The following is a 20,786-nucleotide window of genomic DNA, read 5'->3' as shown; positions in this document are numbered from 1 at the left end:
TGCTTAATAAGTCTGAGCTTGAATTTATCCCAATTCAAATTCGGAGTAAACATATGTATTTTTTTTATTTTACAAATTAAATGAATCTAATTTATAATGTTTTTTTTCTTTAATCACAATTGGCTAAAAATTAGGCTTCTGTGCAAAAACAGAAGCCTAATTTAGATCAATATATATGCTGCATATCCTATTATGCAATCTTTTATTCAAAATCCAAGGCGAATTTGTGTTTAAGTAGTCCTAAAGCCGGATTTTTCTCACACAAATAGTTAAATCGGTCAGAATCTGTATACATTCTTTTTTCTGTTATTATTTGAATGATTTCTGTTTCAATTTGAATCTCAGAATTATTTAATTCCTTTTTCAAATAATTCCGAACCTCATTTTTTACAGCAATAACATCATCTTCCTGTAAAGGATTACTAACCATTAAAACGACACGGTTAGAATCTAATATCTTTGGCTTATTAACTGTGATTGCTAATCGGATACGGTCACTTTTCCCTTTGGCAATTATATATTCTTTTAGCTTTGCTTCAACTTTTTCTTGCGTGATTGGTTCATTACCAACAACCACAACTTCGGCAAAGCTAATGGCTTTTTTATCTATTGGCTTAGCTGCATTAGTTGAACGTGTATTACCACTATTCATTGCTTGCTTAATAGACACTGAGGATGCAAAATTGGATTTTGGTGAAACAGTTACACCCTTGCTCTTTTCCTTTTTTGAATTATATGTTTGACCAGTATCACTTACTGTTTGTGTTGCCTTACCATTATTTCCCTGAGGTTCGGGTTGCTTAACAACAGCGCTAATAGCCTCCCCTTCAACAATTATCTTCTGAAGTTTTTTTGAATTCAGATTTAATTTAAGTCCTTTTTTTTTTAATTCAATTATCTGAGATAATTGAATTAAGCTTAATTCGATAAGAAGTCTTTGGTTTTGACTGCCTTTAAAGCTGATATCACATTGATTCAAAATTTTGAGTGCTTCATACAAAAAATCAAGCGGGCACTTTTTCGACTGATCTACGTATTTTTGTTTTACCGAATCACTAACCTCGAGCAACTGAATGGTTACCGGGTCTTTCCCAACCAATACATCCCGAATGTGAGCACTTAAGCCAGCAACAAAATGATGACCGTCAAATCCTTTCTCAATAATTTCATTAAGCATCAGAAGCACATCTGTTACTTTCCCATCCAGGAAAGCATCTACCATTTTAAAATAGTAGTCGTAATCCAAAACATTCAAATTCTGAATTACATTTTCAAAAGATATTTCTTTTCCAGAAAAACTTACAATCTGATCAAAAATAGAAAGAGCATCGCGCATGGCTCCATCCGCCTTTTGAGCGATTACATTTAAACCTTCCTCCTCGATTATAACAGATTCTTTTATCGCTATTTCTTTTAAATGCTTAACGGCATCCTCAACCTTAATCCGATTAAAATCAAATATCTGACAACGAGATAGAATTGTAGGAAGTATTTTATGTTTTTCGGTAGTTGCTAAAACGAATATGGCATGAGCCGGAGGTTCTTCTAAAGTTTTCAGAAAAGCATTAAATGCCGATGCCGAAAGCATGTGAACCTCGTCAATAATATAAACACTATAACTTCCAATTTGTGGGGGTATACGAACTTGATCAATCAGAGTACGAATATCTTCAACTGAATTATTGGAAGCTGCATCTAGCTCGTGAATGTTGTATGAGCGACTCTCATTAAAGGCAACACATGATTCACATTCATCACATGCTTCAAAATCGGAACTTATATTTGAACAATTAATTGTTTTTGCAAATATCCGGGCACATGAGGTCTTGCCAACGCCACGAGGGCCACAAAACAAATAGGCATGAGCCAGATGATTGTTCTTAATAGCATTTTTAAGGGTAACCGTAATGGATTGCTGGCCTACTACCGATGAAAAAATCGAAGGGCGATATTTACGTGCTGAAACAATATAATTCTCCATAAACTCAAACAAAAAAACCTGATTTGGTTTCTATTTTTTTCGAAATTCAAATATACTGATTCAATATAAATAAAACACCAAAGGACTTGTAAGAATTTCAATAAAAACAGTTAAGTTTCTTACTACAAGTCCCTTAAATAAAATCACCGATTAAAGATAATTATCCACAAAAAAAGGATGAAACTTTATACCTCCATCCTTTTTCATGTTATTTTTATTGTTCGCCTATAGGATCATATCTTGTAACCCGACGAACACCTTTAACTCGTTTTAACTTAACAATTAAGGTATCCAGATGATCAGTACTCGCAATAACAACTGCAACATTACCTGCAAAGGAACCTGCATTTGTATCCACCGAAATAGATCTCATTTGAACCCTCAGATCTTTAGAAATAACATCTGAGATATTACTTACAATTCCCAGGTCATCATCACCCGTTATATGCAAAACGGCTTGATAAGAAGCAGAACCTTTATCAGTCCAATTTGCCTTTACAACCCGATACGGATAACGTGTTTGCATTTCGCGGGCATTTGGACAGCCTAACCTATGAATTCGAATTCCCTTACCTATTGAAATAAATCCAAAAATTTCATCCCCAAAAATTGGGTTACAGCAATTTGCCAATGAATACTCAACATTAGAAATGTTCTCATCTACAATTAATACATCCTCACCTCCTTTGGTGACTTTCTTCGTTGAATAATCCGTTTTGTGTTCAGGAACAATTTTCTCAACTTCTTTTTTATCTGTAAGAATATCCTTTATTTCTGATAGCTCATGCTTTTCCGATGCAATTCCTTGATACAAATCGACAGCTAATTTGTACTTGTAATAAGTCATTAACTTCCTGATGTTTTCATCGCAGAATTCAATCTTCCAATTCTTCATTCTCCGCTTCAAAGTCTCCTTGCCAAGATCTGCTTCTTTAAGCAACTCCTCTTTTATCGATTGACGAATCTTATTTTTTGCTTTGGTAGATACGACAAAGCTAAGCCAATCCGATTTCGGTTTTTGAGAATTGGAAGTGGTTATAGAAACCTGATCTCCATTATTTAAGACCTGCTTAATGGATACATTTTTCTGATTAACTGTTCCTCCAATACATTTATCTCCTACATCAGAGTGAATTGAATAAGCAAAATCAAGTAAGGTTGCTCCTGCAGACAATTGTTTTAAATCACCTTTTGGAGTAAAAACATATATCTCTTTATGGTATAAATCAGCTTTAAAACTATCCATCATGTCGATAGAATCGCTTCCATGGCTTTCGATCACCTCACGAATATCCTGCAACCATGTATCCAATCCGCCTTCACCTTTTCCGCCTTTGTATTTCCAGTGTGCCGCAAAGCCCTGCTCAGCAATTTGATTCATTCGTTTACTTCGAATCTGAACCTCAACCCAACGATTATCGGGTCCCATAACTGTAGTATGCAAAGATTCATAACCATTTGATTTTGGTATGGTAATCCAATCTCTTAATCGGTTTGGATTCGGTTGATATAAATCACTTACTGTAGAATACACTTTCCAACATTCCGATTTTTCCTTTTTAGGAATTGCTTTTAAAATTATCCGAATGGCAAAAATATCATACACCTCTTCAAACTCAACTTGCTTTGTCTTCATTTTATGAAGAATGGAAGCAATAGACTTAGTTCGGGCTTTTATTTTGTATTTCATGCCGAATTGATCCAATTCCGCTTTTATCGGATTGACAAAATCCTTTATATATTTTTCACGTTCTTCCTCACTATCCTTCAATTTCTTTTCAATCTCGAAGTAAACGTCCGGATCTAAATATTGCAATGCCAAATCTTCCATATCAGATTTCACATTGTACATTCCTAAACGATGAGCGAATGGAATGTAAAGAAATTCTATTTCTTTGGCTAAATCTTGTTGAATCTTCTTCGATTTATTCTCCAAATTTCTCAGATTAAACAAGCGATCAGCCATAATGATAAGCACTACACGAACATCATCGGCAAAGCTTAGCAAAAGCTTTCTAAAATTCTCAGATTGAAGAGTTGGGTTTTGATTGTAAATATTCGTAACCTTAACCAGGCCTTGAATGATTTGAGTAACCTTAGGTCCAAATAAATTAGAGACTTCATCTAAAGTGATGCGGTTTTTTTGAACAATATCATATAATAGAGAGCAAATCACTGATGTTCTTCCAAGTCCAAGTTCTTCAACAACAATTTGGGCTATCGAGATGCTTTTATATATAGCTGGTTCTCCATTGGTTCTTCTTTCACCATCATGATCTTGCAAGCTTAATTCAAATGCTTTTCGAACCAATTTTATATCTGTACTTGTAATGATATTCTTACATGTAACAAGTAAATGTTTATATCTATATAAAATTTGTCTTCTCTCTTCTTCTTCTTTGTTGAATTCAGTCATAAATATCTTCCTGATTTAAAGCCTTGGATTTGTTTAAATTTGATTAAAAAACTGATTCACCATGATATTTTCTCATTCAAAATAATGATCTACCCCTCTATTTAGGCACACTAAAAGTATAAAAGCTATTGCTGAATGGCAAGCCAGTTAATACTTTTTAACGATTCGAAAGTCTAATATTTCAAAGATACTCTTCTGAGCATCTAATTTTCAAACGATTGATAAAATAATACATTTCTAGAGCATAAAAAATGGTCTGATTTACTAAATTTGTTAGCTTGCGATTAGAAATCATTTGGAACTCTATTTATGCCTAAAGCAGATAACAAACATATTCTTTTTACCAGATCGTTAAATTCTGAGCATTTAAAATATGCGGCTGAATTGAACCTATCAATAACGGCTAAAGCATTTATTCAAATCGATATACTATCTCTATCAGAGGCAAAAATAGAACTAATCAATTCAAAACCAGAGTCAAACTGGATATTCACCAGTCAGAATGCAGTTAAAGTTATCTCAAAATCTCTAAGTTCATTTCAATCCTTAAAAGAGAAAAAAGTATTTGCAGTAGGAGATAGAACAGCCGAAGAGCTTTTAAAAATAGGAATTAAGGCTTTTCTACCTGAACAACACAACTCTGAATCATTAATTGAGTTACTTGAAAAGCAAACTGTATCTTCTTACATCCATTTTTCAGGAAATTTAAGACAAAATATCATTTCTGATTTTATGAGTGAAAAAGAACTTGATTTTGAAGAAATTGAATGTTATCAAACGAAATTGCATCAACCAAATATAAATGTTGATGATTTTGATGCCATCTGTTTTTGCAGTCCGAGTGCAGTAACCAGCTTTTTTAGTAAATACAGAATAAAAGACACGGTTCCTTGCATTGCCATTGGAAGCACTACTGCGGTTAAACTTTTGGATTTTTCAGAGCATGTAGTTATGTCTGAAAGAACTGATGTATTCTCCCTACTTGAAATTTGTCACAACTATTTAAATTCATAAAACCTATACAATATGTATCAATACAAAAGAAGTTCCGAATTATTCACAGAAGCAAACAAATACATTCCGGGTGGAGTAAACTCTCCAGTTAGAGCATTTAACTCTGTTGGTGGAACTCCTGTTTTTATCAAAAAAGCAAAAGGAAGTATTCTTACCGATGTTGATGGAAACGAATACATCGATTACATCTCATCATGGGGACCAATGATATTGGGACATGCGTATCCTAAAGTTATAGATGCTATTAAGGCAAAAGTTGAAGATTCAACATCTTTTGGTGCTCCTACCGAATTGGAAATTGATATCGCCAAATTAATAGTGGATATGGTTCCTAATATTGATAAAGTGAGAATGGTAAACTCAGGTACCGAAGCATGTATGAGTGCAATTCGTGTTGCCAGAGGTTATACCGGCCGAAATAAATTCATCAAATTCGAAGGTTGTTATCACGGTCATGCCGATTCATTTTTGATTAAAGCCGGTAGTGGTGCCAGTACTTTTGGAGTGCCAAACTCACCAGGTGTAACTCCAGGAACCGCAAACGACACGCTAACAGCAAAATATAATAATATTGAAGAAGTAAAGCAATTAGTTACCGAGAACAAAGGTGAAATTGCCGCTATAATAGTAGAAGCCATTGCTGGAAACATGGGTTGCGTACTTCCTAAAAAAGGATTTTTGGAAGATTTACGTGAGTTATGTGACAAAGAAGAAATTTTATTGATTTTCGATGAAGTGATGTCTGGTTTCCGTTTGGGAAAAGGTGGAGCTCAGGAATACTTTGGTGTTAAGGCTGATTTGATAACTTTCGGTAAAGTTATTGGAGGAGGAATGCCAGTTGGTGCTTATGCTGGTTCCAGTAAAATAATGGATATTGTTTCTCCTGTAGGTCCTGTTTATCAGGCAGGAACTTTATCGGGTAATCCAATTGCTATGATTGCAGGTTACACTTTATTAAAAGAGCTAAATCAGAATCCTCAAATCTATACTGAACTTGCTGATAAAACAGAATATCTACACAAGGGATTGGATAAAGTATTTACGGAATCAGGTTTTGATTACAAAATTAACCGTTGTGGTTCAATGATTAGTATTTTCTTTACGGATATTGATGTGGTTGATTTTGACACAGCAGCAACCGCTAATAACGAAAAGTTCCCTAAATTCTTTCATGAAATGTTGAAAAGAGGTATTTATCTTCCTCCATCATCATTCGAAAGTTATTTTTTATCAAATTCATTAACTTACGAAATGCTTGACAAGACAATTCAAGCTGCAAAAGAGTCATTGGAGGCAATGAAATAATATCAATTTAGGAAGTCTAAATGTGGGCTTCCTATTTTTTTTGCCTTATCTTTTGATGTATCAAATTATTCTCAAAAAAATCTGACATGATCACCAAAGAAAGTTTACAGGAAACCCAACAACGTATTCATAAATTCATTCACAGAACACCTATTATGAGCTCACGGCTTATTAATGATATTGTTGGTGCTGATATTTACTTTAAATGTGAAAATTTTCAGAAAATGGGCGCCTTTAAAATGCGGGGCGCAACAAATGCAATTCTTCAACTCTCTGAAACGGAAAAAGAATTTGGAGTCGCTACTCACTCATCGGGTAATTTTGCACAAGCCATAGCTCTTGCTGCTAAAGTGCAAGGCATTAAGGCATTTATTGTGATGCCTTCGAATGCACCTGAAATAAAGAAAACTGCAGTAAAAGGTTATGGTGGCGAAATCATTGAATGCATCCCTACCCTTGAAGCAAGGGAAACAACATTAAATGAGGTGGTGAATAAAACCGGAGCCGTTTTCTTACATCCCTATAATGACTATAATGTGATTCAGGGACAAGCAACTGCTGCAATGGAATTGATTGAAGAGCATGATGATTTGGATGCAATTTTCGCTCCTGTTGGTGGTGGTGGTTTACTATCCGGCACAGCTTTGGCAGCACATTATTTTTCACCAAGCACAAAAATTGTAGCTGGAGAACCAATGGGTGCTGATGATGCCTGGCAATCGATGCAAAAAGGAGAAATTGTTCCGCAAACCAATCCTAAAACTATTGCCGATGGCCTGCTAACCTCTCTTGGTGATAAAACTTTTCCAATTATTAAGGAACATGTTGAGAAAATTATCAGAGTAGAAGAAAATGAAATAATAGCTGCCATGAGGCTGATTTGGGAGCGAATGAAACTCATAGTAGAACCATCTAGTGCCGTCGCTTTGGCCGCATTGATAAAAGAGAAGAAAAAGTACAAAGGACAGAAAATTGGAGTTATTCTTTCAGGAGGAAATGTTGAATTGAGTAAGTTGCCATTTTAAAACTTAGCCCATAAGGAATCCCAAAGTAAAAAAACAAAGTTTGTTTGAGATTCCTTATATCACTCACATTTTCATTATTAATATTTTTTTCGATGGAGCTTAAAAAACTACTCGATCCTTTTCCGGTAAAAGAAGAAGCCAAACTGGTTGCTCAAAGTATCGCAGAAAATCCTATGTATATGAAGGAACTGTGGGAAATCTGCATTAGCAACGAGAAACATTCCTGGCGTGCGACATGGATTTTAGATAAGGTATATGATATTGATCCTGATTTGGTTCGCCTGTATCTTCCACAAATGATTAAGCTAGTCCCTACTCTTTCTAACGAAAGCAAATTGCGCCAGTATTTAAAATTGATAAGTTTAGAACCTCTTCCAAGCAATATATCCGGTGATTTTATCAATTACTGCTTCGATGCCTTGATTTCCAGCACTTCTGCCATTGCGATAAAGGTGTATACTATGCAAATCCTTTACAATTTCTCTTTGCAAGAACCAGATATCCAAAATGAACTAGCTCTTGTGATCGAAGAACAAATGGAAAATGGAAGCGCGGGACTCTACTCCAGAGGTCGTAGAATACTAAAAGCCATTAACAAATAAGGACTTATCCCGATTGGATAAATTAGCTGGCTGCATTTATTCACGAATAATTACAGGGGGTTTTCCGATACGGGATCGGCAGCTCGCCATGCTCAACATAGCTTCCTATTATTTCATCGGCAATAGACCGGTTTTTTTCACCCGCCATGGCTCACTAATTCAAAATGGTATAAGACATAGCCTAACACTAAAAGTAAGTTCCCAATGCCCAAAAGTGTTTTCTCGATACCCAAAAGTGACTCTTTGTCAGAAAAAGCAGATTCTCGAACCCCCAAAATGAATTCCCGATGGTCAAAAGTGACTCTTTGTCAGAGAAAGTGAGTTCCGGAACCCCCAAAGTGCTTTCCCGATACCCAAAAGTGAATTCCCGATGCCTAAAAGGAGAATTCCTGATACGTATCCGATACTGTCTCAGATTTTTGTGAAATAATACTGATTGGATAAATTAGTGGGCTATCCTTCGCCATGCTCAACATAGCTTCCTATTTATTCCATTGGCATTAGACCGGTTTTTCCGTCCGCCATGGCTCACTAATTATTCAAAATGATATTATATACATCTGTTTAATTTTTCTTATTCTTACAATAATATACAGGAGATCTTGCCGTTAAGTAGAAATAGTAAGATTATTCATGTTAACTATTTGTCGGAATGAAATTAATTCAGTTAAAATCGAATGTATATAAAGTATCTCTCCTATTTATTTGCCTTCTTCTTAATTCCTGTTCTTCGGATAAGCAGGACGATAATATTAAAAGTCAGGAATTAATCGAAATATCCGACAATGGACCTGCCGCTGGAAATCCAAACGGTAATGCTTCTATTCCCGCAGAAGCAAGATTGGAAGACGTTTCGCAACCCGACAGAGTTGTTGGGAATGGAACAGCCGAAAGTTGCACTTCCCAAGCCTTTATTGATGCAGTCGCTTTAGGAGGGAAGATTGTGTTCGATTGTGGATCCGAGCCAATCACAATTAAGTTAACCGAAACAGCCAAAATATTCAACGACGCCAGTAATGATATTGTAATTGACGGTGGTGGCTTAGTAACACTTAGTGGTGAAGGAAAAACACGTATTCTTTACATGAACACTTGTGATGAAGATCAGCATTGGACCACATCTCACTGTCAAAATCAAGATCATCCAAGAGTAAGCTTGCAGAATCTCACTTTTATCAATGGCAATTCAAAGTCGGAAGACCTGTATGATGGTGGTGGTGCAATTTGGATTCGCGGTGGCCGTTTAAAGATCGTCAATTGCCGTTTCTTCAATAATGTATGTGCCGATTTAGGACCCGATGTTGGTGGCGGAGCCATACGTGTTTTTAGTCAGTTTGAGAACAAACCTGTGTATGTGGTTAACTGTACTTTTGGTGGTACCGAAGGATATGGAAATGTTGGTTCGAATGGTGGTGCAATTAGTAGTATCGGAGTTTCATGGACAATCATAAACAGTTTATTTTCATACAATCAGGCAATTGGGAATGGGGGAAATCCTTCACAAAGTGGCACACCCGGTGGCGGTAGTGGTGGTGCAATTTATAATGATGGAAATACGATGACTCTAGACATACGAGGAACTCTTATTAAGCAAAATGAAGTAACAACACATGGTTCAGCAATTTTCTTTGTGACAAATGACCACTCAGGGAATATTCGAATCGATGATTCGGTAATTCAAGATAATATTGGAGGCTCGTGGTATCCAGTTTATCCAAGCATCTCTATGCACAGCGACACAAAAATTGATGTGACGGATTCTCTTATTGAGTGAAAATTTATTTGCCCAATTCTCACTCAAATGTAGTAACTTACTTTATCGTAAATCCAATGATTTTAATATCTAATTAAGACGGATATGAGAAAGGAAGAAAAATTATACGAGGTCTTTGGAGAATTACTTTACGCTTTAGCTAAAGCAGATGGCGTAATCAAGAAGGAAGAAAAAGAAATTCTTAAGCAGCTATTAAAGAATCATGCACTTGGTTCCGAAATTCTATGGTCGTTTGAATTTGAAGAATCACATAACTCATCTGTCGAAGAAATCTACAATAAGGTGATTAATTACTGTCACGTTTATGGACCTGCTCCCCAATACGATGAGTTTATTAACGCAATGAAAATTGTTGCTGATGCCTCAGATGGAATCACGTCAAAGGAACACAACTTGATTAATTCTTTTTCGGAAGATTTAATGGAAAGATTTCAACGTGACATAGATAAACTAAAACAATTTGAAAAAAAAGAATATTGGTAATTCCTCACTTCAAGCAATTACAAAAGCCACCTGCAGGTGGCTTTATTATTTTTATTATAAAGATCCAGCTAAAATAGCAGCACCATACGCGCCTACAAATTGCGGCGATTCCGGAATAACGATATCATCACCAAAAGTCTGTTGTAAGAGATGAATCATGCACGAATTATTTGCAACACCGCCAGCAAATAACATTGGAGCTTTCAAATCCTGACGTTTAATCATTCCTACAGCCCGGCGACAAACTGACTGATGTATTGCCATTGCAATATCCGCTCGTTGGCAACCTTTTGCCAAAAGAGAAGTGACTTCAGATTCTGCAAATACGGCACACATACTATTGATTTCGATTCCCTCCTGCCCTTTTAGAGCTTCTAAACCAAAGGTTTCTTGTTTGTAACCCAAAGTTACCGCCATCATTTCTAGAAACTTACCAGTCCCGGCAGCACATTTATCATTCATCTCAAACTTAAATACTTTGCCATTTTCGTTCAAAGATATCACCTTAGTATCCTGCCCTCCAATATCAAGAATACCCCGAATGCCAGGATGTAATGCAGCTGCTCCTATTCCATATGCTTTAATTTCTGTTACCGTAGAATAATCGAAGGCAATTTCAAGACTAGCACGGCCATAACCTGTCGCCATCACTTTATCAAAAGAAATATCAGCAATTAATTCCTCAACACGCTCAACCGGATTGTAACCAGATTCAGCCTGTTTCCTCACAATTACCTTTCCCTCCTCAATCACCACCAACTCTATACTTCTAGAGCCTATATCTATTCCTGCATGTCTCATTCTACTAGTTCAGTATCTTATTCTGATGCAAATAAAAAAACTGAGAAAGCAATAGCCTCTCAGTCTTCTATGTTTCAATTCTATTTATTTTATAATTTCAACAAAAGCTTCTACACGAGTTGATAATTGTCCCATGTCTTCCTGACTGTAGTCTGTTTCTAATCTCAATACAGAAACGCCATCTTTTTCTAGAATTTTTTCTACAGAAAAAGACTCCATGATATAAGGCTGACAAAATTGAAGACCATAATGAATCACACCATCGGCATTCGTGTTTTTAGCCATTTCTTTGATGTGCTCTACGCGCTCCTGATTTGGTGTAAATACGGCACAATCAATTTTGAAATAACGATCAACAACCGCATCAATAAGACCATCGAGTGTATCTGAAGAATCGTCGGTTGTGTTTCTCTGACCGCGCTCACCAATACATGATTCTTCGCCAACAATTACAGCACCTGTAGATTCGATTATAGCAGGCACTTTCCAATTTGGAATCGCCATAGGACAACCAGAAATAACTACACGAGGAGCTTTTACAGCTTTTACGCCCTTATTTTCCTTTACAAAGAGCTCTAATTCATCACACAATACATTTACCTTCTCGGTAAAACGAGCAGGATTATCTAAAAAAGCAATTTGATTAATCAGTAAAGCATCCAGTCCTGAAATTGGACTTGGGTCAGCAGAACGAAGTTTAGACAAACGAGCTAAGGCATTTCGTTTTGCATTTACGGTAGCAATTCCCTGCTTTAAATCTTCCAAGCTAATGCTCTTGCCAGTCATTTCCTCTAACTTAGCAACAAAAGCCATATATTCATGTTTCAATAATTTTCTTGCCATTGGAGCCTTATTTTGTGGAAGGTCCATTTGGTAGAAATTAGGCACTAATTGACTAAATGTCTCAAATGATTTTTTCTTTCCATCGCAAGTATTCTCACCAACAATAAGGTCAGAAGCTTCCATATAAGGACAAACCTTACCCAACTTAAAACCAAAAAAAGATTTGATCAACGAACAGGTATTGCGAGGTAGTACTTTCTCAACTTCTTCTTGGGCAAAATCGGCTCCGGCACATAGTCCTACCGAAGTGCAACCTGCTGCAAGTACTAACTCTTCAGGTACAAAAACACAAAATGAACCAATTATCTTTCGCCCTGCCTCCTGCTCATCACGCAATTCCTGAATTCTTAATCCGTGAGCTTCGCTCATTACAAAATCAAAATATCCCATTCCTTCAGGACGTTTCTCCTGCGACATGAAAATAGATTGATACGCTCCGCCCAAATTCTCTAGTAAAGCATCATGATTATCAAGGTCTAAGCCAAGCTCAGTCCACATCTTTGTGTAATCTGCCATTGTTATTATGTTTTTATTGATTTTTCGACGGTAAAATTAGTAATCATAAAAATCTATTCCTAACCGACAAACAAGTTTTTCAACATAAAATTAATATATTTTTAGAGTTCGCTGTCTATTTTACTGACGGCCAAAAAAAAAGCCACCTCACGGTAGCTCTTAGTTATATAGCTTTAAAATTCATTTCTATTTGTCTTTCACACAACGAAATCCTGTATGTTCCATACCTGTGTCTATGCTCGATTTCATTCTGGCCGCTACACGATAACCTGAACAATATGCTGTGTTACAAAGAAATGAACCGCCACGGGTAACTTTCTTAAAAACACCTGGCTCATTTGGATCGTAACTTGTTTCAGGTCCTTTAGGATTAACACTTGTACCTTTTATCGTTTTATAATAATCGTAATGATAGGTATCTGAGCACCATTCCCAAACGTTACCTGCCATATCATACAAACCATATTCATTCGGAGCAAATGTTTTAACTGGAGCTGACTTATAAAACCCGTCCTTTTCCTCATTTATATTTGGAAATTGTCCTTGCCACGAATTCGCTTTTATCTTACCTAAATCAATATCCTCGTTTCCCCAAGGATATATGTTATCAATTAAACCACCACGGGCAGCAAATTCCCATTCGGCTTCGGTTGGCAGGCGTTTACCTGCCCATTTGCAGTAAGCCATTACATCATTCCACGAAACATGTACTACCGGAAAGTTCAATTTGTTATCTATCGATGAATCTGGGCCTTGCGGATGTCTCCAATTTGCACCTAATGTCCAAGCCCACCAGGCAGCATTATTATTTAGATTAACAGAATGATTTGGCGCAAAAAATGTTAATGAAGCCGGAGCCAAAACACTATCATCGGGTTCTGGTGTTCCTGGAGGTAATTGTTTTTTAATTTCTTCCCAATCTGGTTTTTTCTCTGCCTCGGTTACATATCCCGTAGCCTCGGCAAATTCCATAAATTGTGCATTCGTTACTTCATGAGCATCCATATAAAAACCGGAAACAGTAACTTCATGCTTAGGAAATTCATCATCACGAGCTTGTTTATCATCTCCTCCCATCATAAAAGTACCGCCTTCAATCCAAACCATTTCATCTGCTTTCACTTCTTTTTCAGATGTAAAACGATTCGGTATATTTTCACAGCAAGCCTTTTTCTCAGCTTTATTTTCTATTGTTATTGATGTTTCTTTTGGTGTCGATTTGCAAGCGACAAATAGCATCGATGTAATTATGCAAAAAATCTGAATTTTACTCATTGGGCAATATTGGTTATGATTTACTAATTAGATGTGTGAAGATAACAATTTGAATAGTCTAATTCCACTTAAAGCAAAAAAGAGGTGCCAAATTTGACACCTCTTTTTATATGTTTAATTCGGAATTTATCTTCCCCAATCAGATTCTTTCACTTTTTTCACAAGATACTCCACATTTTCAACGGGTATTGATGGCAACAAGCCATGTCCCAAATTGAAGATCCATTTGTGATCTTTTCTGCCATAATTCAGGAAATATTCAAATTCCTGATCGATAGCTTGTGGTGTAGCTTCCAGAATACGAGGATCGAAATTCCCTTGTAGAATCATCTCTTCACCTACAATTCCTCTCACCTCATGCAATGGCATTTGCCAATCAACACTTACACAATCGCACAAATCGTAATTCACCATATTGATACCGGTGCCTAATCCTTTTGGCAAGTAAATGGTCTTCACCCCTGTTTCGCGAACTGCACTTAAAATAGCTCTTACAGATGGCAAAAACACTTCTTTGTACAATTCGACAGGAATTAATCCAGCATGGGTTTCAAATAGCTGAAATGCTTTTACGCCATGTTCTACCTGCTTTAACGCATAATGAATACTCATCTCGGTAATTTTAGCAACCACCTTCTTCATTAGTGCCTTATCACGATAGATCGCAGGTACAAAATCAGGGAAATTCTGATTTCGACTGAAGCCTTGATACATATAACACAATGTAGTTAAAGGACCTCCGCAAAATCCAATCAAAGGAATCTCATTTGGTTTGGTTTCTAAAATACGATCAATAGCTTTATAAATATGCTCTAGTTTTTCAGGCTTATCTGATAAAAAAGACAAAGGATCAGCAACATCTTTCAGTGCAGTTGAAAAACTTGGACCTTTTCCCTCAAAACTCAACTCCATTCCTAAAGCTTCTGGAATCACCAAAATATCAGAAAACAAAATTGCAGCATCAACACCTAAATCATGAATAGGCAATAAAGTTACCTGAGCCGCCAATTCCGGATTCTCCATCAATTCTTTGAATCCATATTTCTCACGCAACTTCATATAGGATGGAAGTACTCTTCCCGCCTGACGCATGAACCACACTGGAGGTCTCTCTCTCTTAATTCCGTTAATTGTATCTAAAAAAATTGATTGACTCATATTAAATTTAGTATGTAGTTGTTAGTATCAAATATGTAGCAAAAAACACTAAATGTATTTTTACATTTTACCGTTTAAAATATCAGCCACTTCTTTGGCATGATAAGTTATAATGATATCAGCTCCTGCTCTTTTAATTGATGTCATAATTTCCATCATTACGCGCTTGCCATCAATCCAATCGTTAGCTTCTGCAGCTTTTACCATAGAAAACTCACCACTAACATTATAGGCAGCTACAGGAATGTTAAACTCATTTTTCACTCTGTAAATCACATCAAGATAGCTCATAGCAGGCTTTACCATTACAATATCAGCTCCTTCAGCAATATCCATCTCTACCTCTCGAATGGCTTCATCGCTATTTCTAGGATCCATTTGATAAGTTGATCTATCGCCAAACTGAGGTGCACTGCCGGCAGCATCTCTAAATGGACCATAAAATCCAGATGCATATTTTGCAGAATAAGCCATAATTGGCATTTTCTCGAAACAATTCTCGTCCAAAGCTTTTCTCATGTAACCAATTCGGCCATCCATCATGTCGCTAGGCGCAACCATATCAACTCCAGCTTCAGCCAAAGAAACAGCTTGTGCTGCTAGGGTTACCAATGTTTGGTCATTGTCTACATCACCATCAACGATAGTTCCGCAATGACCATGAGTTGTATATTCGCAATTACAGATATCCGCGATGATAAACATTTCAGGGTAAGTTTCCTTAATGGCACGAGTGGCTTTTTGCACGATACTATGTTCGTGAGTTGCAACAGTGCCATCTTCATCTTTCGATTCAGGGATACCAAACAGCAATACTGATTTTACGCCTGACTCCAATAATTCGCCACACTTTTTCACTAACATGTCAACAGATAACTGATCGTTACCAGGCATGCTTTTAATAGGATTTTGAACATTTTCGCCCGGACAAACAAAAAGAGGCATGATTAAATCATCAACAGATAGAGAAGTTTCAGCAACCATGTTGCGCACGACTTTACTATAACGTAGTCTTCTTAATCGTGTATCTGGAAATAGAGGTCTTAAACTCATAATGTTATGTGTTTTTTATATTTGTGTATAAATAAGATGTCAAGTTATAAATAACAATCGTTTTGATGAATTATTATCAGAAAATTAAAGATAGAAATTTATTCCTTTTTCTTTACAGATTGCTTTCATCTTAATCGCTAATTCTTTTGATTTTTCTACGGATTCAATAACAGAAACTTCAATTCCTTCTACAATGAATTGATTCGTTTTTAAATCCCCAACAATGGCAATCATGTTCAAGGTATTATCTGAAACAACAGCATGTGCTGCCAATGGAAATTTACATCCACCTTCTATTTCAGCCATGAAAGCACGTTCTGCTAAAACTGCCTTTTCTGTATCTCTATGATTTACCTTTTCTAAAATTGCGATGGTTTCTGCATCGTTACTGCGACATTCAATTGCAAGTGCACCTTGTCCAATAGCAGGAATACATAAATCAACATCAAGCAGCATATTCTCATCGTACTGCTTACTCATTCGGTTTAAACCTGCAGCAGCCAATATAATTGCATCGTATTCACCATCCATTAGTTTTTGAAAACGACTATCAATATTTCCTCTGATTTCTTTAAAGACGATATCCTTACGGAGATTTGCAAATTGAACCCTTCTTCTTGGACTTCCGGTTCCCAAAACAAATCCTTCCGGCATATCATCAATGGAGCTTCCATCACGAGTCAAAAAAACATCACGTGAATCTTCACGTTCGGGAAAAGCCACCAATTGCAAGCCTGCCGGATGAGCACTAGGAACATCTTTTAAACTGTGAATTGCAATATCGGCTTCATTCTCCAACAAAGCATGTTCCAACTCCTTTACAAATACTCCAGTCCCACCAAACTCAGTTAAAGCACGATTTAAAACCCTATCGCCTTGAGTGCTGAATTTTTTCACTTCAAATTCAATTTCAGGATTGGCTTTTCGTAATAATTCTACAGTTTGCATAGTTTGCGTGTAAGCAAGCAGACTGGGACGAGTGGCAACAACTATTTTCTTTTTAGAAATCATAGTTTATTATTTTCAGGAAGTTTATTATTCGAATATTAATTTATCTGGAAATAAAAAAGCCATATAAAACAAGGTTTATATAGCTTTTTATCGAAAGCTTACTAGGCTTTACGAATCCATATCTTTAAAAATCATGTCTATTGTTTCCATTGGACTTGATTGCTTTTTGTGATGGTCCTTCAAGTGATTGATACATGCACGTGCAATCTTATTCACAATATTACTGGTGATGTGTTCAACCTTTTTCAATTCATCATCAGTCAATTTATTTTTGTGATAATCCAACTCTTTCTGTTGAACTCTCTGTAAATTTTCTTTTAAAGCAATAATAACCGGCGATAAATACTTAATCTCAAGCCAGCTGTAAAATTCAGCTATTGATCCGTAAATAATACCTTCTGCCTGTGGAATACAATCTTTTCTTTGCTGAATAGCTTCCGATATGTGCTCTGATAATTCATCAACAGTAATCACTAAAACATGAGCTAACTTATCAATTTCAGGATGAACATTTCTTGGTACAGAAAGATCTAAAATCAATTTACACTTTTCACTTCCATTAAAATGTTCGGGTAACAAGGTAGGTTGTGGTGCTCCGGTAGCAACAATAATAACCTCAGCCTTATCTACCTCTTCCTTTAAGTTAGCAACAGGTTTGTACTGTATATTAAATTTGTTAGCCAGAGCCTCAGCTTTTGATACTGTTCTATTAATCAAGGTTAAAGAACGGTTACTCATGTGTTTCAATAAATTACCGCAGGTATCTTTTCCTATATCACCTGTTCCGTATAATAAAAAATTACACGACTCCAGAGTCGAAACCTTGTCTTTAATATACTGAACCGCTGCATGTGAAACAGAAGCTGCTCCCTTACTAATTTCAGTATTTGTTTTTATTTTTTTACTTGCCTGAAAGGCAAATGAGAATAAACGATTTAAAAAGGGGTTCATTAAGCTCATTTCTTCAGATAATTGAACAGCATTTTTAACCTGCCCAACAATTTGAAAATCCCCAATAATCTGAGAATCTAATCCTGAAGTAACTCTATAAAGATGATGAATACAATCATTTCCAAACAAAGTGTACCCATTGGAGGCGAAATCTTCCTGATCACCTTCGCTATATTTCAGGAATAAATTAGTAATAAACTCCGATTCGCTTGAATGAGCATAAATTTCAGTACGATTACAAGTAGAAAGAACTACTATCCCATCGATTTGATTTTCTTTTGCCTCTTTCAGTAAATCCTCCCGCTGTTCAGCAGTTAGTGAAAATTTCCCCCTAACTTCAAGAGCTGTCTTCTTATAACTAATTCCTAAAACGAATAATTTTTGTAAATTTTCTCGTATTTGTGATGACATAAAACGAAATTTATTTTTAAGCGCACATCGAAATCATGAAAAATAGTCAATGAATGCTGGGTCAAATATAAAAGTAATTATTCGAAAATCCTTGTGTTTTCAATTCCTTTACCGATACTTTACTTAGCTCTTTACTTATTATGGAACTTGAAAAACGCTAAAAGGATTTTAATATCTTAAATACCAAATTAATTAACTTCGTATTCATAATTATATATTTTAAAATTATTTAATTGTTTAAATTAAATTTAAATTTGACCACCGATATATTTAGACACAATTGCATGAATAAAACGCTTTATAAACCCGAAAAAACCATAAGTATTCTTGGATGCGGTTGGTTGGGATTACCTCTAGCTAAATTTTTCATTAAAAATGGCTACTCCGTAAAAGGCTCAACCCCTACACCTGAGAAAATATCGATCTTAGCGGAGAATGGAATAATTCCTTATCGGATTTTATTAAATCCTGAAATAAATACAGATTTTGATGCCGACTTTTTTAATTCAGAAATAATAGTCGTCAATTTCCCGCCTAAACGCAGAGAGGATATTGAAGAATTTCACCCGCAACAGTTTAAAGCATTAATCGAACAGGTACGTCTTTCTTCAATTAAAAAACTAATTTTTATTAGCTCTACTTCGGTTTATGCTAATTTAAATAGAATAGTGACCGAAGCTGACAATCAAATTTCTGAAAAGAATAGTGGTAAAGCATTACGTGTTGTTGAGAATATGCTTCTCGCGCAAGATGACTTTAAAACCAGTATTATTCGATTTGGTGGCTTAATAGGATATGATCGTAAACCTGGTCGGTTTTTCTCTAAAATGAAAAATGCGGTTGAAGGTGATACTCCTGTTAATTTAATCCATCAGGATGATTGTATTGGTATTATTTCGCATGTAATAGAAAATGGTTTGTGGGGCGAAACTTACAATGCTTGTTGTCCCGAGCATCCTACCCGAAAAGAGTTCTATATAAAAGCTGCTAAAAGTGGCGGTTTTGAATTGCCGCAATTTGTAGCGAATAAAAGTACCTTTAAAATTATCAGCTCAGCAAAACTCGAAAAAACTAATTATAAATTTAAGTATGCAAACCCAATTGAAGCATTAGCCTTTTAGACTGCAAATAAAATTTCTCATTGGATATTTGATCTATTCATCAATGATTTTGGATGATAAGTGTAATGTATTTTATTAAAAAAAACATTTTTATTAATTTTAATTAAACAACAGTGTAGCTGTTTTGATGTTTAAGTTAAAAAAAGATATAATCATCCCCGCTTTTAAGTCTGTAATCAATTAATTGCAAGCTTGTTTGTTGATTTTAATTAAATTCGAATTAATAACATATCCACTACATAATGATATATTTATTAATTAAGCAATCCATAAAAAATTTTGTTCGCTGGAAAAGTTCCTTTGATCAGTTTCATGAATACCGTAAAGTTGGAGGTGAACTTTCGTGTGAAATTTACGCAACGAATGAAAAAAGAGACGAACATATTATTCTTTCTCAATGGAAAAGTGAAGCAAGTGCTCTTGAATATCTTGAATCACAATCTTTTGAAATGATTAAAGAATTAGAGGGCGAAGAACCTGTTTCGATTCAATTTCTGCCCATCGCTGAACTTGCTAATTTTAAATCAAATCATCAACTCGGATCATAACATCCGAATTTATTTTAGATAGTAAATCTTTCGTCAGAATGGCTAATTTAGCCGCAAAATCTTCTTCATATACGTAGTTTTCCAAATCATTAATTGCCTCTTTTATTTGGAATCGATCCCGTTCTCTTGCATTAAAATTCCGATATAATTCTACGGTCTGTATTTCAGTTATTTTTGAATCGGAATGTTTATTTATTGGAAGAATTGTATTTTCTTCCTCAGGAAAAATCTTGATTAATTCTTCTCCTACCTGATTCAGATAAGAGTTTAAGACATCCCCTACATCTTCCAAACAAACAGATTCATTCGATCCAATACATTCATCAATATCAGTCATCGCTTCCTGGTAATGAGCATTCATTAAAATTAAATATTCTTCTATTTTTTCTATTTGAAGCTCCTGAATTCTTGGTTGAATTTTATAAAACTCAAGAATATTCCACATGGCTTCGTATGTAACGGACTCTTTATTACTCAATTTTAAATTAATTAAACGTT

General features: G+C 35.6%; 18 protein-coding genes. 8 read left to right on the top strand and 10 right to left on the bottom strand.

Going from position 1 to position 20,786, the window contains the following annotated elements; genetic code table 11:
- Positions 1 to 202: 202 nt before the first annotated feature.
- The gene (locus ALGA_RS20235) at positions 203 to 1,981 is read right to left on the bottom strand and encodes a DNA polymerase III subunit gamma/tau (protein ID WP_096432377.1); all 1,779 of its coding nucleotides are present in this window, start codon (positions 1,979 to 1,981) and stop codon (positions 203 to 205) included.
- Between the two features lie 214 nt (positions 1,982 to 2,195).
- Entirely contained in the window at positions 2,196 to 4,397 is a 2,202-nt protein-coding gene (locus ALGA_RS20230; protein ID WP_096432375.1) for a RelA/SpoT family protein, read from the bottom strand.
- Positions 4,398 to 4,706: 309 nt separating this feature from the next.
- Between ALGA_RS20230 and ALGA_RS20225 the strand changes: the two genes are divergently transcribed.
- The 6 genes from ALGA_RS20225 (at position 4,707) to ALGA_RS20200 (ending at position 10,600) form a co-directional block, all read left to right on the top strand.
- Positions 4,707 to 5,411 (top strand): uroporphyrinogen-III synthase, encoded by a 705-nt coding sequence (locus ALGA_RS20225; protein ID WP_096432373.1) that lies wholly within the window; start codon positions 4,707 to 4,709, stop codon positions 5,409 to 5,411.
- A gap of 12 nt (positions 5,412 to 5,423) precedes the next feature.
- On the top strand, positions 5,424 to 6,716 hold the full coding sequence (hemL, locus tag ALGA_RS20220; protein WP_096432371.1) for a glutamate-1-semialdehyde 2,1-aminomutase: 1,293 nt from the start codon (positions 5,424 to 5,426) through the stop codon (positions 6,714 to 6,716).
- Positions 6,717 to 6,802: 86 nt separating this feature from the next.
- Positions 6,803 to 7,741, top strand: coding sequence for a pyridoxal-phosphate dependent enzyme (locus ALGA_RS20215; protein ID WP_096432369.1), 939 nt, complete (start codon positions 6,803 to 6,805; stop codon positions 7,739 to 7,741).
- A 92-nt stretch (positions 7,742 to 7,833) separates the two neighbouring features.
- The gene (locus ALGA_RS20210; protein WP_096432367.1) at positions 7,834 to 8,343 is read left to right on the top strand and encodes a hypothetical protein; all 510 of its coding nucleotides are present in this window, start codon (positions 7,834 to 7,836) and stop codon (positions 8,341 to 8,343) included.
- 652 nt (positions 8,344 to 8,995) lie between these two features.
- Positions 8,996 to 10,117, top strand: coding sequence for a hypothetical protein (locus ALGA_RS20205; protein ID WP_197705633.1), 1,122 nt, complete (start codon positions 8,996 to 8,998; stop codon positions 10,115 to 10,117).
- Between the two features lie 84 nt (positions 10,118 to 10,201).
- On the top strand, positions 10,202 to 10,600 hold the full coding sequence (locus ALGA_RS20200; RefSeq protein WP_096432365.1) for a permease: 399 nt from the start codon (positions 10,202 to 10,204) through the stop codon (positions 10,598 to 10,600).
- A 54-nt stretch (positions 10,601 to 10,654) separates the two neighbouring features.
- Here ALGA_RS20200 and ALGA_RS20195 read toward each other — a convergent pair whose 3' ends face one another.
- The 7 genes from ALGA_RS20195 to hemA form a co-directional block, all read right to left on the bottom strand.
- Complete coding sequence (locus ALGA_RS20195; RefSeq protein WP_096432363.1) at positions 10,655 to 11,401, bottom strand: acyl-CoA dehydratase activase; 747 nt, start codon at positions 11,399 to 11,401, stop codon at positions 10,655 to 10,657.
- 84 nt (positions 11,402 to 11,485) lie between these two features.
- Positions 11,486 to 12,760: a double-cubane-cluster-containing anaerobic reductase gene (locus tag ALGA_RS20190; RefSeq protein WP_096432361.1), complete on the bottom strand. Its 1,275-nt coding sequence runs from the start codon at positions 12,758 to 12,760 to the stop codon at positions 11,486 to 11,488.
- Positions 12,761 to 12,946: 186 nt separating this feature from the next.
- Entirely contained in the window at positions 12,947 to 14,035 is a 1,089-nt protein-coding gene (locus ALGA_RS20185; RefSeq protein WP_096432359.1) for a formylglycine-generating enzyme family protein, read from the bottom strand.
- 126 nt (positions 14,036 to 14,161) lie between these two features.
- Positions 14,162 to 15,193, bottom strand: coding sequence for a uroporphyrinogen decarboxylase (gene hemE, locus ALGA_RS20180; protein ID WP_096432357.1), 1,032 nt, complete (start codon positions 15,191 to 15,193; stop codon positions 14,162 to 14,164).
- 60 nt (positions 15,194 to 15,253) lie between these two features.
- Complete coding sequence (hemB, locus tag ALGA_RS20175; RefSeq protein WP_096432355.1) at positions 15,254 to 16,246, bottom strand: porphobilinogen synthase; 993 nt, start codon at positions 16,244 to 16,246, stop codon at positions 15,254 to 15,256.
- Between the two features lie 84 nt (positions 16,247 to 16,330).
- The gene (gene hemC / locus ALGA_RS20170; protein WP_096432353.1) at positions 16,331 to 17,257 is read right to left on the bottom strand and encodes a hydroxymethylbilane synthase; all 927 of its coding nucleotides are present in this window, start codon (positions 17,255 to 17,257) and stop codon (positions 16,331 to 16,333) included.
- Between the two features lie 108 nt (positions 17,258 to 17,365).
- Complete coding sequence (hemA, locus tag ALGA_RS20165; protein WP_096432351.1) at positions 17,366 to 18,619, bottom strand: glutamyl-tRNA reductase; 1,254 nt, start codon at positions 18,617 to 18,619, stop codon at positions 17,366 to 17,368.
- Positions 18,620 to 18,903: 284 nt separating this feature from the next.
- Between hemA and ALGA_RS20160 the strand changes: the two genes are divergently transcribed.
- Together ALGA_RS20160 and ALGA_RS20155 are read left to right on the top strand one after the other, a co-directional pair.
- The gene (locus tag ALGA_RS20160) at positions 18,904 to 19,740 is read left to right on the top strand and encodes a Rossmann-fold NAD(P)-binding domain-containing protein (protein ID WP_096432349.1); all 837 of its coding nucleotides are present in this window, start codon (positions 18,904 to 18,906) and stop codon (positions 19,738 to 19,740) included.
- Positions 19,741 to 19,982: 242 nt separating this feature from the next.
- The gene (locus tag ALGA_RS20155) at positions 19,983 to 20,288 is read left to right on the top strand and encodes a hypothetical protein (RefSeq protein ID WP_096432347.1); all 306 of its coding nucleotides are present in this window, start codon (positions 19,983 to 19,985) and stop codon (positions 20,286 to 20,288) included.
- Here the strand turns inward: ALGA_RS20155 and ALGA_RS20150 are convergent.
- Positions 20,260 to 20,766: a hypothetical protein gene (locus tag ALGA_RS20150; protein ID WP_145957690.1), complete on the bottom strand. Its 507-nt coding sequence runs from the start codon at positions 20,764 to 20,766 to the stop codon at positions 20,260 to 20,262. The two genes, ALGA_RS20155 and ALGA_RS20150, sit on opposite strands and share 29 nt — an antisense overlap.
- Positions 20,767 to 20,786 lie beyond the last annotated feature (20 nt).

The organism is Labilibaculum antarcticum, assembly GCF_002356295.1.
Taxonomy (GTDB): Bacteria; Bacteroidota; Bacteroidia; order Bacteroidales; family Marinifilaceae; genus Labilibaculum; species Labilibaculum antarcticum.
The sequence above is the reverse complement of the archived record's forward strand: the minus strand, read 5'-3'. Positions and strand labels throughout refer to the sequence as shown.

Bases quoted from the DNA above. Each gene is read 5' to 3' on its own strand.
- ALGA_RS20235 (WP_096432377.1), bottom strand. From the start codon at position 1,981: ATGGAGAATTATATTGTTTCAGCACGTAAATATCGCCCTTCGATTTTT.
- ALGA_RS20230 (WP_096432375.1), bottom strand. From the start codon at position 4,397: ATGACTGAATTCAACAAAGAAGAAGAAGAGAGAAGACAAATTTTATAT.
- ALGA_RS20225 (WP_096432373.1), top strand. From the start codon at position 4,707: ATGCCTAAAGCAGATAACAAACATATTCTTTTTACCAGATCGTTAAAT.
- hemL (WP_096432371.1), top strand. From the start codon at position 5,424: ATGTATCAATACAAAAGAAGTTCCGAATTATTCACAGAAGCAAACAAA.
- ALGA_RS20215 (WP_096432369.1), top strand. From the start codon at position 6,803: ATGATCACCAAAGAAAGTTTACAGGAAACCCAACAACGTATTCATAAA.
- ALGA_RS20210 (WP_096432367.1), top strand. From the start codon at position 7,834: ATGGAGCTTAAAAAACTACTCGATCCTTTTCCGGTAAAAGAAGAAGCC.
- ALGA_RS20205 (WP_197705633.1), top strand. From the start codon at position 8,996: ATGAAATTAATTCAGTTAAAATCGAATGTATATAAAGTATCTCTCCTA.
- ALGA_RS20200 (WP_096432365.1), top strand. From the start codon at position 10,202: ATGAGAAAGGAAGAAAAATTATACGAGGTCTTTGGAGAATTACTTTAC.
- ALGA_RS20195 (WP_096432363.1), bottom strand. From the start codon at position 11,401: ATGAGACATGCAGGAATAGATATAGGCTCTAGAAGTATAGAGTTGGTG.
- ALGA_RS20190 (WP_096432361.1), bottom strand. From the start codon at position 12,760: ATGGCAGATTACACAAAGATGTGGACTGAGCTTGGCTTAGACCTTGAT.
- ALGA_RS20185 (WP_096432359.1), bottom strand. From the start codon at position 14,035: ATGAGTAAAATTCAGATTTTTTGCATAATTACATCGATGCTATTTGTC.
- hemE (WP_096432357.1), bottom strand. From the start codon at position 15,193: ATGAGTCAATCAATTTTTTTAGATACAATTAACGGAATTAAGAGAGAG.
- hemB (WP_096432355.1), bottom strand. From the start codon at position 16,246: ATGAGTTTAAGACCTCTATTTCCAGATACACGATTAAGAAGACTACGT.
- hemC (WP_096432353.1), bottom strand. From the start codon at position 17,257: ATGATTTCTAAAAAGAAAATAGTTGTTGCCACTCGTCCCAGTCTGCTT.
- hemA (WP_096432351.1), bottom strand. From the start codon at position 18,619: ATGTCATCACAAATACGAGAAAATTTACAAAAATTATTCGTTTTAGGA.
- ALGA_RS20160 (WP_096432349.1), top strand. From the start codon at position 18,904: ATGAATAAAACGCTTTATAAACCCGAAAAAACCATAAGTATTCTTGGA.
- ALGA_RS20155 (WP_096432347.1), top strand. From the start codon at position 19,983: ATGATATATTTATTAATTAAGCAATCCATAAAAAATTTTGTTCGCTGG.